The organism is Novosphingobium sp. ERN07 (assembly GCF_012641335.1).
Classification (GTDB): Bacteria; Pseudomonadota; Alphaproteobacteria; order Sphingomonadales; family Sphingomonadaceae; genus Novosphingobium.
Map to the genome: position 1 here is coordinate 463,240 of NZ_JABAID010000001.1, position 13,661 is coordinate 476,900.

General features: G+C 62.5%; 9 protein-coding genes. 3 read left to right on the forward strand and 6 right to left on the reverse strand.

The annotated features are described in order from the left end of the window. Nucleotides 1–21 precede the first annotated feature (21 nt). Complete coding sequence (locus HGI47_RS02355) at nt 22–1,776, forward strand: hypothetical protein (RefSeq protein ID WP_168851144.1); 1,755 nt, start codon at nt 22–24, stop codon at nt 1,774–1,776. On the opposite strand, the gene HGI47_RS02360 is transcribed toward HGI47_RS02355, so the two are convergent. From HGI47_RS02360 to xseA, 6 genes are all read right to left on the reverse strand, one after another. After that, nucleotides 1,766–3,265 carry a putative 2OG-Fe(II) oxygenase gene (locus HGI47_RS02360; RefSeq protein ID WP_168851145.1) on the reverse strand — a complete coding sequence of 500 codons (1,500 nt, stop codon included), beginning with the start codon at nt 3,263–3,265 and terminating at the stop codon, nt 1,766–1,768. The genes HGI47_RS02355 and HGI47_RS02360 overlap by 11 nt on opposite strands. Nucleotides 3,266–3,271: 6 nt before the next feature. Further along, complete coding sequence (locus HGI47_RS02365; RefSeq protein WP_168851146.1) at nt 3,272–5,290, reverse strand: tetratricopeptide repeat-containing sulfotransferase family protein; 2,019 nt, start codon at nt 5,288–5,290, stop codon at nt 3,272–3,274. A 91-nt stretch (nt 5,291–5,381) separates the two neighbouring features. After that, nucleotides 5,382–8,423, reverse strand: a complete 3,042-nt coding sequence (locus tag HGI47_RS02370; RefSeq protein ID WP_168851147.1) for a TonB-dependent receptor domain-containing protein — start codon at nt 8,421–8,423, stop codon at nt 5,382–5,384. Between the two features lie 349 nt (nt 8,424–8,772). Then, on the reverse strand, nt 8,773–9,618 hold the full coding sequence (locus HGI47_RS02375; protein WP_168851148.1) for a M23 family metallopeptidase: 846 nt from the start codon (nt 9,616–9,618) through the stop codon (nt 8,773–8,775). Nucleotides 9,619–9,628: 10 nt separating this feature from the next. Then, a complete protein-coding gene (locus HGI47_RS02380; protein ID WP_168851149.1) occupies nt 9,629–9,829 on the reverse strand; it encodes a DUF2093 domain-containing protein in 201 nt (66 codons plus the stop codon). Nucleotides 9,830–9,855: 26 nt separating this feature from the next. Next, nucleotides 9,856–11,331, reverse strand: coding sequence for an exodeoxyribonuclease VII large subunit (gene xseA, locus HGI47_RS02385; RefSeq protein ID WP_168851150.1), 1,476 nt, complete (start codon nt 11,329–11,331; stop codon nt 9,856–9,858). Here xseA and purD point away from each other — a divergent pair. Both purD and HGI47_RS02395 read left to right on the forward strand, forming a co-directional pair. Further along, nucleotides 11,330–12,616: a phosphoribosylamine--glycine ligase gene (purD, locus tag HGI47_RS02390; protein ID WP_168851151.1), complete on the forward strand. Its 1,287-nt coding sequence runs from the start codon at nt 11,330–11,332 to the stop codon at nt 12,614–12,616. The two genes, xseA and purD, sit on opposite strands and share 2 nt — an antisense overlap. Nucleotides 12,617–12,688: 72 nt before the next feature. Beyond that, nucleotides 12,689–13,648: a sugar phosphate isomerase/epimerase gene (locus tag HGI47_RS02395; protein WP_168851152.1), complete on the forward strand. Its 960-nt coding sequence runs from the start codon at nt 12,689–12,691 to the stop codon at nt 13,646–13,648. Nucleotides 13,649–13,661 lie beyond the last annotated feature (13 nt).

Sequence of the window (13,661 nt, forward strand, 5' to 3'; positions counted from 1 at the left end):
AGAGGAGCCTTCGCGGGTTCTTTGGGCGAAGAATCGGGGGCTTCCACACCGTGGCGCGCGGTGCTGGCAGTGTGGCTGCTGGGCGCGGCGCTGATGCTGGCCGCGGGGTGGGGAAGCTTCTCTCCCGCGCGTTTCCTTGATGGCGACGATGCCTTGCGCCTGCAACAGGTGCGCGATCTGCTGGCCGGACAAGGCTGGTTCGACCTGACACAGTATCGCATCGCGCCGCCCGATGGCGTGCCCATGCACTGGACGCGCATAGTGGATGTGCCGATTGCGGCGGTGATCTTGCTGTTGCGGCCGCTGATTGGCGCAGCGCAGGCAGAAGTCGTGGCTATCGTGCTGGTGCCACTGCTGACGCTGCTGGCGGCAATGGCGCTGACGGCACGATTGGCCGCGCGCTTTTTCGGAGCGAAAGCAGGGGCCATTGCGGCGCTGCTGGTGCTGGCCGCCGTGCCTGCATCGTTCCGCATGATGCCGCTGCGCATCGATCATCATGGCTGGCAATACGTGCTGGCGCTGGTAGCGCTGAACGGCATGGTTTCACGCTCTGCGCGGCCGGGTGGCGTGGTGGCAGGACTGGCGCTGGCGCTTTCACTGGCCATATCGCTTGAAGCGCTGCCGCTGGCGGTGATATTTGCGGGCGTTTGCGCCGTGCGTTTGCTGCGTGGCGACGATCGCTGGCTGGGCAGTTATATGGTCAGCCTTGCGCTGGGTGGCGTGGCGCTGTTTTTGGCGACGCGCGGCGCGGTTGGCCTTGCCGATTATTGCGATGCGCTTTCGCCCGTGCATCTGGCGGTGTTCTTATGGGTGGCGGGGGTTTGCGGCCTTATCCTGCCCCGGCTGCGGACGCGGCCTCCGGCGCTTGGCTTGATCGTTCTGGGCATTGCCGGATTGGGGGCGCTGGCGATTATGGGCCTGCGCGCGCCGCAGTGCCTTTCTGCCGATGCCTTTGGCGCGCTCGATCCTCTGGTCAAAAAGGTCTGGCTCGGCTCGGTGGCTGAAGGTTTGCCGTTCTGGCGGCAGGGCCTTGTCCTTGGCGCGACGATGGTGCTGCTTCCGGCGCTGGGCCTGCTGGCCTGCTGGCGCCTGTGGCGCAAGGCGCGCGATGGGCAGCAGCGCGAACTCTGGGTGGACATGGCCCTGCTGCTGGGCGGGGCGACGCTTATCGGCCTACTCGTGGCGCGTGCCTCTGCCGTGGCCTGCCTCTTTGCGGCGGTGCCTGCGGCTTGGCAGGTGCTTGATCAGATCGCGCGGTGGTCAGCCGACCCGCTGTTGCTGCGCCGCTTTGCGCGTGTGCCCCTGATCGTGGCGCTGTTCGTGCCGGGGGCGCTGGTCGGCATGGGAGCATCGGCCTTCGATCCACCCAAGCCCGCAGTGCGCCGATCGACGCAGGCGTGCGACTTTGCGGCGCTGGCGCCTCAGATCGCCGCGATGCCGCGCACCACGATCCTTTCGGGGCTGGACATCGGGCCGACGCTGCTTGTGACCAGCCAGCACACCGTTATCGCCACCGCGCATCACCGCGCCAGCGCCGCGATGCGTGATCTGATCCTGGCCTTCCTTGGCCCTGATCACGGCGCGCGAGCAATCATGGCGCGGCGCGGTGCGACTATGGTGGTGATCTGCCCGACAGGCAGCGAATCGCGCGTCTACCGCAAGCTCGCGCCAGATGGCTTCATGGCGCATCTGGTGAAGGGGAAAGTGCCCTATTGGCTGGAGCCGGTTCTGGTTGACGCCAAGTCCGGCGTAAAGGTCTGGCGCGTCAGACAGTAGGCCTTGCAATATCGAACGCCACGCTCATGCGAAGGCCCGAACCGAATGCGCGCGTGCCATGCCACATCGTTGACGGGAAGATGACGAGGCGACCTTCTTTTGGCTCGATAGCGTTGAGGCTGGAAAGCCCGAGGTTCAGCCCTTCTTCTGGCTCGCCGAGAACAAGCCAGCCTGCGGGGGCAGGGCCACGCTCCTGGGCGGTCGGGACTGCGACATAGAACGCACTGCTGAACCAGCCATAGGGGTGGATATGGCTGACGTGCCGCCCTTTCTGATCGAGACGAATTGACCAAGCCGCAGCGAAGCGGAGTGGGCGATCGCGCCGAACGTCCAGTTGAGGATGCGCAAACCCGGCGTTTGGCATGGTCGATTCGGGCAATGCGGCGATATGTTGGCGGTAGGCATCAAGGACGGCTGCACGCAGTGCGCGTATCGGTGCCTCGGGGCGTGAGAACAGCGCGCCATCAGTTTGCGTTCCGCCCCTGACGGATTGTTCCAGAGGGTGCGCGGCCGTTGCATGCATGGAACCGATGGTTTGGCGCAACTGCGCCATCGGCAGACCGCCTCCCAGATCGTGGGTCGAAACCAGACCGGGCTGCCCTTCTAGCCATTCGCTGCGCGGGTCGTTCAGCATACGCCAAGCTAGCGAGACGTACGACCACGCGTAGATTGCCGCATCGGTTGATAGTACGGGGGCCGCCATGTCGCAGCATTGTTCGGGACGCGCCATGCGCAAAGCGTGGCGCATCCGGTAGAGCAGCCCGGTCAGATCAGATGCAGGTGAAAGTGCGGCGAACACGGGGTCTGCGCGCGTCGGCGAACCGCTTTCCGACAGTGCAATGGCCTCGCTTTCGCGCAGGAAGAGTTGGTCGCCCAATGCCCTGCGGGCACGGGCAATCGTTTCGATCGCATCGGTGAAAAACGTGGCGCGGAACTGAATCGACAACCGAAGCTGCCACAATGCGACGTTGCGCGGATCGCGGTGTAGCGCGCGATCAAGACTTTCGAGATATGATCCACGTTCGCCCTGTTGCCAACGCAACCTGCTGGCAAGCCAGTGACCTTCGCCCCACGCCGGATTTGCGTCCAAAGCACGATCGAGAAACGCCAGGGCGGCCGGCGTATCCCCGGATTGCACAAGGGCCGCAGCGTAGCCCTGCATCGCCTGTGCCGAGGGCGCAATCTTCAGCAGCCCATCGAACGTGTCGACCGCATCTTTGCCGATTTCGATTTCGATCTGCGCCAGGCCATTGATGATGCTGGGATCGTTGGGCGCGAGCGACTTTGCCCGCTGCATCGCGACAAGAGCTTCGTTGCCATCGTCAATCGCGCGGTGAAGCAAGCCCAAGGCCTGCCAATAACGGGGGTAGGCTGTGGCATCTGGCTGATCTGCCATTCCCAGAAGGCGGGCAATCCACTGCTCCTCGGCCCCGGAGCCGATGGCATCGAAGGCCTGATCGCAAAGTTGGTGGAGAGGCAATCCGTTCATTCCCCATCACGCGGGATCGGCGGCTGCGAAAACAGAGCCGTAACCGTAGCGCTTTGCCCAAGGATCGAGCGTCGGCAGGACATGGTTGATCTGCTGCCTATACCGTTCCCACCGACCGGCAGCGCGCGTGTAGATCTTCTCGGTGACCTGTGCATAGCTGGGCGTGCGGATGTATCCGCGATCGACTGCCGTCTGTTGATGGTCCAACATGTCCTCGGTCCAGCCCAGACCAAGAAACCCGACCAAGCGTTCGGTTTCGCCGCGGGTATCGGCGATCAGATCTTCGTAGTGGATTTGATGAACGTTCAGATCCATCGCGTCCCTGCTTTCTTCCCAGTAGGTCAGAGCAGCGTCATACGTCAGCGCTGCGCTTTCGATATCGAGAAAGCTGGCCATCGACCGGTTGAGATGGAAGTTCTGCATAAAGCAGCTGAGGACGCAATCGCAGGGGTGGCGAACCGCAAAGATGAATTTCGCGTCTGGAAACAAGCGGTGAATCAACGGTGCGCGAAGCATGTTGAGTGGTAGCTTGTCGATGATCATGGCGCCATCTGGAACAGGGGCGAGCTCGTTGACCTTATCGAAATAATGCTCTCGCAACGCTTCGACCTGATCGGTCGTTAGATTTGCGATCTCGGACAAATGGCCGACTTCTTCGTGGATGGCAGCCATGATCGGCTGCTCTTCTAGCACATGCGTGCGATCGTGCCCCATCAGCACCGTGTCCAGAAGCGTCGTGCCAGAGCGGGGGAAGCCCACCAGAAACGCCGGGGAAGGGCGCTCTGCTACCGGTGCTGCCGACCATGATGCAAGCCATTGGCGATCAAGCGTGCCATCCAGAGATTTGATGTAATTGCGATAGTCGTCACGACCGAAATCTGCCGACAGCGGGTGGCGCGCCGTTGCCTCGTTCATCGCGACGAAGGCATCGTAAGCGGTCTGAACATCGCCGAGGCGGTCTGCGATGCCGCCCATAAGCTGTGCCCGCAAGCCTTCGTCGACAGGACCATCGGGTGCGATTTGCACAAGCAGATCGCGGGCCTTTTCGAAATCGCCATTGCGGCGGGCCAGCATGGCGCGCAGTGCAAGGATCTGATCGCCCTGGGCACCTGCCGCGTCGGCCTGTGCCAGCAAGGCCTCCAGTTCGGCAATGCGGTTGCTTTGTTCGAAGAGGCTGCCCAGATTGAGATAGGCCTCGGCGCAACGCGGATCGAGCGTGAGCGCCTGACGAAAGCCCTGCTCGGCTTTCTCAAACTCAGCAAGGGCCACGAACGTCAGCGCGGTGTCCACCGTTATCGCTGCATTTCGCGGATCGAGCCGCAGCGCTTCGACAAGGCACGGAAGCGCTTCCTGATGCCGCCGCAGATAGTTCAAAGTTCGTCCCAGAGCCTGCCACGCCAGCGGATTTTGCGGAGCGATGGAACGCGCCCGTTCAGCGGCAGGCAGTGCCTTGGCAAAATCGCGCGCCGCTACAAGCGCTGTGGCATAGTTGACGGTGAGGGTCGGTTCCGTGGGCGCGCGTTGTAGGGCGGTTTCGAACATCGCCACTGCTTCAACGTTCTGGCCGCTTTCTAGCAGCGCGTTTCCGAGGTTGTTGCGTGCTGCCACGTCGGCAGGGTCGATTTGCAACAAGCGCTTGAACGCAGCAATGGCATCCGCATGGCGGCCTAGGCTTTTGAGCAGATCGGCACGCAGACGCAGAAAGTCTGCAAGATTGGAAAATTCGGGCTGCGCGCAGATGCGGAGCGCCGCATCGGCATCCTTCAGATCGCCAAGAACCTTAGCGTAGTTGAACGCAAGGCCGGGGTCGCGTGGCGCCAGGGCACGCGCTTTTTCGAGAAGCGTTCTTCCCGCCAGAAGATCGCCGGACTGGATGTGGGCAATGGCCACGATTTGCAGCAGCGCGGGATCCGGGCGCGAACGCTGCAACACGTTTGCGCCAAGTCTTGCAGCATCCGCAGCGCGTCCCGCGTGCAGAAGTCGCAGTACATCATGCGGGCCGGGGGTGCCTTTAGGCTGCATCATCGTCGCCAAGTCTAATCAGCTATTCTTGATATGGAAATGGCGGGCTTCCGAGAAGCCCGCCATCCCCATCGTTTCGTTCTGTCCCGAAAGATCAGAAGCGCAGACGTGCCGAAACGTAACCGCGGCGACCAATGACGTCGTAGAGCGACGGATCGGTGCCCGACTGCACGTTCGGGGCATACTGCGGCGGCTTGCGATCAAAGGCGTTGTTCACGCCAATGCGCCAGGTCAGCGGACCGACATCGGCCTGGAAGGCGAAGTCGGCATAGACGACCGAGCCAACGCCGGTGAAGCTGGTTTCACCGGGGAACTGCACCGAAGCGCGGTTCTTCATGCCATCAATGTAGCGGATACGGCTGGACACCGTCACGCCGCCAAGCTTCCAAGCGATGTTGCCGGTAGCCTTGAAGCGCGGGAAGCTGGTGCCAAGGCCCGCACCGAAGTACGAGACCGTATCAGCATAGTCGAGCGTGACGCCCGGCAGTTCCTGCACCTTGTAGTCGATCAGGTAGTTGAAGAACCCGTCGAGCGAGATTGCCGATTCCTCACCCGCGAACGGGGTCGGGATCTTGTAGCCAAGCTGGAGATCGATACCCGAAGTCTTCACGCCGCCGATGTTCTGCAGCAGGAAGTTCGAGTTCGAGTCACCGCCGAGCGACGAGTCTACAGCCACGAACGAAAGGTTCGAACCGGCGCGAACAACTGACGAGCAGTAGGGGTTCGACGCGCTCAGAGCTGCGTTGAAGCCACCCTGGTAGCCATAGCAGGCTGCCAGGAACAGGTTCGTATCAGGGCCAAAGATCGCATCGGAGATCTTGATGTTGTAGTAATCGAGCGAGCCGACGAGGCCGCCGATATTGAACACCATGCCGGCGGTGAAAGCGTCCGACTTTTCCGGCTTCAGGTTGGGGTTCCCGGCAAAGCCGAGGTTGACCTGAAGGCCTGGGGTGGCGACGAATGCGGCAGGGTTGCCAACGCCCGTTCCCTGGCACAGTGCGGCAGCACCTGCGCCACCGTTCTTGCGGAATTCGGTGGTGACCGAGCAAGGATCGAAGGCCTGCACGAACGATGCACCGCCCGAGAACAGTTCACCGAAGTTCGGCGCACGCACCGAACGCTGGTAAGAGCCGCGGAAGCGCAGTTCGTCGATCGGGGCGTAGGTCAGTTCCGCCTTATATGCGCTGGAACCCTTGGCCTGACCATCAACGCCGTTCTGGATGTCGTTGAAATCGCTGCGCGAATAGCGATAACCGAGCGACAGCGACAGTTCGTTGGTGATCGGCGCAAGAACTTCACCGAAAATATCGAAGAAGTTGTTGGTGCCGTTATCAGGCGTCGCAGTGTTGAAACCGGCGATCGGACCGGCAAGCGCGCCCGGATCGAAGGTGTAGCGGAAGCGACGGCTTTCGACACCAAGCACAACGCCGAGCGGGCCACCGGGCAGGTCGGTCAGGCTGCCCGAAACGAATGCCTGGGCAATCTGCTGGGTAAAGCGCGTGCGGGTCTGGCCCGTTTCGTCGAGGAAAGCGACGCATTCTGGCGAAATAGGCTGGATGCCGAACGGATTGTAACCACCGGCGCAAAGACTGCGGCCGCCGTCAGGTGCTTCGAGCAGCTGCTGCAGCTTCTGCACGTTGACGTTGCCGGTTGCCGAACGATCGATGGTGGTCTGACCCCACGAATAGTAGGCTTCATAGCGCCAGTCGGCACCAAGATCGCCGCGCAGACCGCCAAGGATCTGCATCACTTCGTTGTCGTAGTTCGACTGACGCAGGCCGGTGCCGAGCGAGCGGATGCCCATGCGGAAAGCTTCGGTCGCACCCGAACCCACCAGCGATGCATCATTGCCGGTACGGGCAGCCAGCAGGCGGGCCAGATCAGCAGGGATGAACGGGTTGGTCACAGGAACCACCGAGTTGGTGATGAAGCTTCCCGGTGTGATCAGGTTAGACGTGGCGAATGATGCGCCACCTGGAGCCGACGTGGCATAGATTCGGGTGCCAATCGGAGTCGGTGCTAGCGCGTTCGCCGAGGTATACTGAGTGTAGGAAGCCTGCGTGAAGAAGGTCGCTTCAGGAATGATTTCGTACTTCGCCGTCATGAACGCAGACTTGCGCTCAAGCGGGTTCACTAGCAGGTTGATCGCGTCAAAGTTGTAAGAATAGAAATCCGGGAAGAAGTTCTGGTTTGCACCCGCAGCGTCCGTACCGTCGGCTGCGCCGCGATAGTTGGAAACGTCCAGCGGGTTGTTGAACGTGCCCGAGCCGAACAGCGAACCGTCCGAGTTGAAGTGCAACTGGCTGAGGCCGGAACGCGGCGTTTGCGCGGCCGACACGCCGTAGCTGGCGAACAGAGCGTCAATCGCCGACTGCGGGATCGGGTTGTTTTCGATCAGGCGGCCGACGGGCGGCGTACCCGTGGTCGAAGTGGCCTGGCTGGCGAAGGGGCGCTGCGCCTTGATCAGGCCCTGACGACTTGCGTATTCGGCCGAGAACGCGATGTTGCCGCGGCCATCGGCGAAGTTGCCGCCGATCGTGCCCGAGAACTGGTATTCGCGCGCATCCTTGTTTGCGAGATGGTTGGCGTAGTTTGCACGCAGGTCAAGACCTTCGAAGCTGTCGTTAAGCACGACGTTAACGACGCCCGCGATAGCGTCAGCGCCGTAGGCAGCGCCTGCGCCGCCAGTCATCACGTCGATGCGCTTGATCAGACCCTGCGGGATCGTGTTGAGGTCGACCGTCTGGCCGGAATCCGACACCATCGGGCGGCGACCGTTGATCAGCACCAGGTTGCGGTTCGAACCAAGGCCGCGAAGGTCAATGTTGGCCTGACCGCCGTTGCCGGGGTTGTTCGACGTAGAGGTGCCGGCGGGGTTAACCTGCGGAAGCGTGTTCAGATAGGTGTCGAGCGTGACGTCGCCGTTTGCGGTGGTCTGTTCGCCGGTGATCACTGCGATCGGGCTGGCAGATTCAAGGTTTGGACGCGCGATACGCGAACCCGTGACAATAATCGTCTCGCTTGCAGCGTCTTCCGCTTCGGCTTCCTGCGCAAACGCCGGCATCGCCATAAGCGCAATGCCGAGCGCAAGCGGCGCAGTCCCTGCACGCAGGGCTTGTGCGTGAAACTTTTTCATGAGTTCAGTCCCTCTGTTCTTCTCAGGCAGATGTCATCCTGCCACTGATCGCTTTCGGGCGTAGCCTTACTTCGATTCCGCGTTTGTGGCTGATTTCGACTGAAACTTAAAAGTGCAATTCACATAAGGGAAGCGTTTCGGTTGCGATGTGTCACATCGCTGCAACACCTGTTTGCAAGTCGTCGTGAGCCCGACCTATCCACAAACAAAACTACGGGTGACGTTGTTGCGGAAATGTCGCGTCGCCCGTTATTTTGATTTCATTTGCAACGGCGGATCCGCAATTTTCAGATAGGGCTGCGGTGCCATGCGCATGTTTTGCTCTTGGTGTCTTGCGCTGTCCGCGCTGTCAGACCGCCGGATTGAGCAGCAGCAGCGGATCGAGTCTGCTCTTGCCCCATTTGATTGACCAATGCAGATGCGGCCCTGTGGCGCGGCCCGTTGCGCCGATGCGACCGATGGGATCGCCCTTCTTCACGCGGTCACCCTCTTTCACCAGCAGTGCGGAGCTATGCAGGAACGCGCTGTTGAGGCCCATGCCGTGATCGAGCATCAGCAGGTGGCCTTCAAGGCTGAACGGCTTGTCCGCCGCAGCAAGGATCACCACGCCATCGGCAGGTGCGACATAAGTCGTGCCTGCGCCACCTGCGATATCCAGTCCGGAGTGATAGGCAGCCGGTTCACCCTTGTAGATGCGCTGCGATCCAAAGCGGCCTGACAGGCGTCCGGGAGCGGGGCGCATGAAGTTCTGCCGCCACCCCTGCGCGCCTGTATCCAGACCGCGCGCCGCGCCAATGCGGGCGAGTTCGGCCTTGCGCAGGCGCAGATAGTCCTCATCCGTCACGCCGCCGGGTTTGCGGGCCACATTGATGTGTTCGATCTGCCATGCGCGCGGGGCGATGGTCAGTTTTTCGATGGCCGAAGTGCCGTTGGCAAACTTTGCTGCGAGTTGTGCAGATGCGCCGGCATCGCGATCAAACGCGATCAGAAAGGCACCGTCAGCAGCAAAAGGCACGGGGTTGCCATCAAGCGCAAGCCCCGATGCGCCGGGAGCAAGCCGCCCGCGCACCCAACCCCCTTGCGTCAAGCGGCCACCGGGCTCCAGCGTGATTGGCCGGGCAGGCGTATTGCCGACGGTAAGCCCGGCCAGAAGCGCCGTGGTCCCTGCAAGAAAGCTGCGGCGCGGAACAATCATGCCCTGCGCTTCACCCTTCAAGATGGCGCTTCGTCGAGATTTCGGCAGTGGCATAGGCTTCCTGCCGCTGCGCGCACCAATAGCGCAAGGCGTCGAGCGGGATCTTCTCGCCCGATACGGCGCAGACCACGTGATCACCGCCAGAAAGCTGGCGGAAGCTGCCGGGGAGGTAGTGAAGGCGCGCAAGGCGACCGGATTGGGACATCAACATGAGGCCAATGTAGCGTCAGCGGCGCTTCAGAACAATTCCTGCTGTCCTGCAGGGCGCGCAGATGGTCGTGGCTTTGCCACTGGGCGGGGTGGTGGCGCATCAGCAGTGCTGACATCAAGAGTGCCGTCTGCGAATTTCAGCGTCAGCGCCGCGCGTTGCGCCGCTGTTGCGCGATCCTTGATCAGGTGGCCTTCACGGTCGGTCACCAGCACGTAGCCGCGTTCCAGCGGCGCTTCGGGGTTCAGCGAACGGCGCAGACGATCCAGCGCGTCGACCTTGCCGCGCGCATGTTCGATGCGTTGCAGCAGGACTTCGGGGCGCAACCGGCGCGCGGTCAGGCGTTCGCGCTCACGCTCTACCCGCGCGGTGAGCAAGGCGGGGCGCAAGGCTCCGGCATGGCGGGCCAGCAGCGATCCGGCAATCTCGGTGCGGTGGAGCAGGGCGCGGCGCAGACGTTCGCCCAGATCGTCGACGCGCTGGGCCTGTCCCTGGAGCAGGGCCTGCGGTTGGGGCAGACGCTGGCTGCGCGCCTCGAGGCGCTCCTTGGCCTGCGCAAGCTGGCGGGCAAGCGCGCGGCGCTGGCGGGCATTGAGATCGGCCACGAATGCCGCAAGTTCGGCCTGCACCGGCACCGCCAGTTCGGCGGCGGCGGTGGGCGTTGGGGCGCGCAGGTCAGCGGCGAAATCGCACAACGTGGTGTCGGTTTCATGGCCCACAGCGCTGATGATCGGGATGGTGCAATCCGCAACGGCGCGGACTACGTCTTCTTCGTTGAAGCACCAGAGGTCTTCGATGGAGCCGCCCCCGCGCGCGACGATGACCAGATCGGGGCGCGGGATCGGACCGCCGGGTTCGAGCGCGGAAAAGCCGCGCACCGCGTTGGCGACTTGCGCGCCTGCGCCTTGTCCCTGCACCAGCACCGGCCAGATGATCACGCGGGTGGGGAAACGGTCCGAAAGGCGATGCAGAATGTCGCGGATCACCGCGCCGGTGGGCGAAGTGACGACGCCGATCACGCGCGGCAGGAACGGCAGGGCCTTCTTGCGCGCAGGATCGAACAGGCCTTCGGCTTCAAGCCGCGCTTTGAGCTTTGCCAGCAGTGCCAACAGCGCGCCTTCGCCCGCGATCTCCATGCGATCGATCACGATCTGATAGTTGGAGCGGCCCGGGTAGGTCGTCAGCTTGCCAGTGGCGATCACTTCCACGCCGTCTTCCGGGCGAAAGTTCAGGCGCTGCACATTGCCGCGCCACATCACGCCATCAAGCCGCGCATTCTCATCCTTGAGGCTGACGTAGAGGTGGCCCGATGCGGCGCGCTTCACGCCCGAAAGTTCGCCGCGCACGCGCACGAAGCCGAATCGGTCCTCTACCGTGCGCTTGAGCAGGGCGGAAATCTCGGAAATAGACAACGCCGGAGCGTTGTCGCCCGCCGTTTCCCTCGCTACTAGCCCGGCCGAGCCATTTGCATCGTCGTCGTCGTAGGGCGCGGAAGGGAAAGCCATGAATATCCTGCTGCTGGGATCGGGTGGGCGCGAACATGCCCTCAGCTGGAAACTGGCCCAATCGCCGCTTCTGGACAAGCTCTATGCCGCACCGGGCAACCCCGGCATCGCAGATCATGCACAGATCGTTGCGCTGGACCTGACCGATCATGCCGCGGTGGTGACATTCTGCGAAGGCCACCGGATTGGCCTGATCGTGGTTGGCCCGGAAGCGCCGCTCGTTGATGGATTGACCGATTCGCTGCGGGCAGCAGGCTTTTCGGTGTTCGGGCCAAGCAGGGCGGCGGCGCAGCTTGAAGGATCGAAGGGGTTCACCAAGGATCTGTGCGCTCGCGCCAATATCCCCACCGCAGGCTATGTGCGGGCAAAGTCGCTGGAAGAAGCGCGCGCCGCGCTGGCGGATTTCGGCGCGCCGGTGGTGATCAAGGCCGATGGGCTTGCCGCGGGCAAAGGCGTGGTCGTGGCCATGACGATGGCCGAAGCCGAAGCGGCGGTGGACGATATGTTCGATGGCGCGTTCGGCGCGGCTGGCGCAGAAGTGGTGGTCGAGGAATTCCTGACCGGCGAGGAAGCCAGCTTCTTTGCATTGACCGATGGTGCGACGATCGTGGCGTTCGGATCGGCGCAGGATCACAAGCGCGTTGGCGATGGCGATACCGGGCCGAACACCGGCGGCATGGGGGCATATAGCCCCGCGCGCGTGCTGACGCCCGAACTTGAAGCGCTGGCGATTTCGCAGATCGTTGCCCCTACGGTGAAGGCGATGGCGGATGAAGGCAATCCCTATTCCGGGGTGCTCTATGCCGGGCTGATGCTGACCGAGCAGGGACCGAAGCTGATCGAATACAACGCGCGTTTTGGCGATCCTGAATGCCAGGTGCTGATGATGCGGCTGGAAAGCGATCTGGTGGAACTCCTGCTGGCCTGTGCCGATAACAAGCTGTCGAGCATTGAGCCGCCTCGTTTCTCTGGCGATGTGGCGATGACTGTGGTCATGGCAGCAGAAGGCTATCCGGGCACGCCGAAAAAGGGCGGGCGGATTGATCATATTCCTGCGGCGGAAGCGGGCGGGGCAAAGGTGTTCCATGCGGGCACCGCGCTTTCGGGTGACGGCGTGCTGACGGCCACGGGCGGTCGCGTGCTGAATGTGACCGCCAAAGGGCCAAGCGTGAAGGCAGCGCGCGATGCGGCCTATGCGGCGGTCGATGCGATAAGCTTCACGGAAGGGTTCTGCCGCCGCGATATTGGCTGGCGCGAAATTGAGCGCGAGGAATCAGACGCTTGACGGCTGGGGGTGCGGCGGCGCAAGGTTGTCCAGACAGCGCAAGACAATGCGCGTGACCGGGAGCCTGAACACATGAACCGTCGCACTTTCCTTGGCGCTGCAGGCGCAGCCACGATTAGCGCTGCTGCAATCAGCGCAGCGCCTTCGCTGGCAGCAGGCAAGCGCCGCTTCGGCATCCAGCTATGGTCCGTGGCCAAGATGCTGAGCGAGGATTTCGAGGGCACCATCGCCATGCTGGCGGGGCTGGGTTACCGCGAACTCGAAACCTACGGGCCATACACTTTCAGCGATCCACGCCAGATCGAAGGTTGGAAAAAGACCGCAGAAATGCTGGGTTTTTCGGGCAGCGGCTTTTTCGGGCTGAGCACCGCGCAGATCAAGGCGGTGTTCGCCAAGCACGGGTTGATCGTGCCGTCGATGCACACAGATCTGTTCACGCTGCAAACGCGGATGGGTGAACTGGCCGAAGCGGCGCAGGCGCTGGGCGCGACCTATGTAACCCTGCCCAGCCTTCCGGCAGAGCAGCGCGCCACGTTTGACGATTACAAGCGCGCGGGCGACCTGTTCAACAAGATCGGCGAAGATGCAAAGCGCCACGGCGTGCGCTTTGCCTATCATAACCACGGCTATGGTCTGGCACCGGTGAACGGCAAGGTTCCGCTCGACACGCTGCTGGATGCGACCGATCCCATGAGTGTTTTCTTTGAAATGGACACCTATTGGACCACGGCGGGCGGTGCCGATCCGAAGGACTATCTGGCGCGCTACAAGGGCCGCTACCGGATGATGCACCTCAAGGACATGAAGGGGCAGCACCGCTTTTCCGGTGACGGCAGCGGGCCGTCGGACTGGATTTCGATGTTCCCCTTCCTGACTTATCTGGGCGATGGTTCGCTTGATATGGCAGGCATTATCGCAGCGGCGCAGGATTCAGGGGTGGAGCATTTCTTCGTCGAACAGGACCGTGCCGATGATCTGAAAGTCGCGATCACCGGCAGCGCCAACTACATGAAGACAATCGGCTTCGAGTGAAGTTTGCGGGGCG

Excerpts from the sequence above, each read along its gene's own strand:
- HGI47_RS02360 (WP_168851145.1), bottom strand. The coding sequence starts at position 3,265 with ATGAACGGATTGCCTCTCCACCAACTTTGCGATCAGGCCTTCGATGCC.
- HGI47_RS02365 (WP_168851146.1), bottom strand. The coding sequence starts at position 5,290 with ATGATGCAGCCTAAAGGCACCCCCGGCCCGCATGATGTACTGCGACTT.
- HGI47_RS02370 (WP_168851147.1), bottom strand. The coding sequence starts at position 8,423 with ATGAAAAAGTTTCACGCACAAGCCCTGCGTGCAGGGACTGCGCCGCTT.
- HGI47_RS02375 (WP_168851148.1), bottom strand. The coding sequence starts at position 9,618 with ATGATTGTTCCGCGCCGCAGCTTTCTTGCAGGGACCACGGCGCTTCTG.
- HGI47_RS02380 (WP_168851149.1), bottom strand. The coding sequence starts at position 9,829 with ATGTTGATGTCCCAATCCGGTCGCCTTGCGCGCCTTCACTACCTCCCC.
- purD (WP_168851151.1), top strand. The coding sequence starts at position 11,330 with ATGAATATCCTGCTGCTGGGATCGGGTGGGCGCGAACATGCCCTCAGC.
- xseA (WP_168851150.1), bottom strand. The coding sequence starts at position 11,331 with ATGGCTTTCCCTTCCGCGCCCTACGACGACGACGATGCAAATGGCTCG.
- HGI47_RS02395 (WP_168851152.1), top strand. The coding sequence starts at position 12,689 with ATGAACCGTCGCACTTTCCTTGGCGCTGCAGGCGCAGCCACGATTAGC.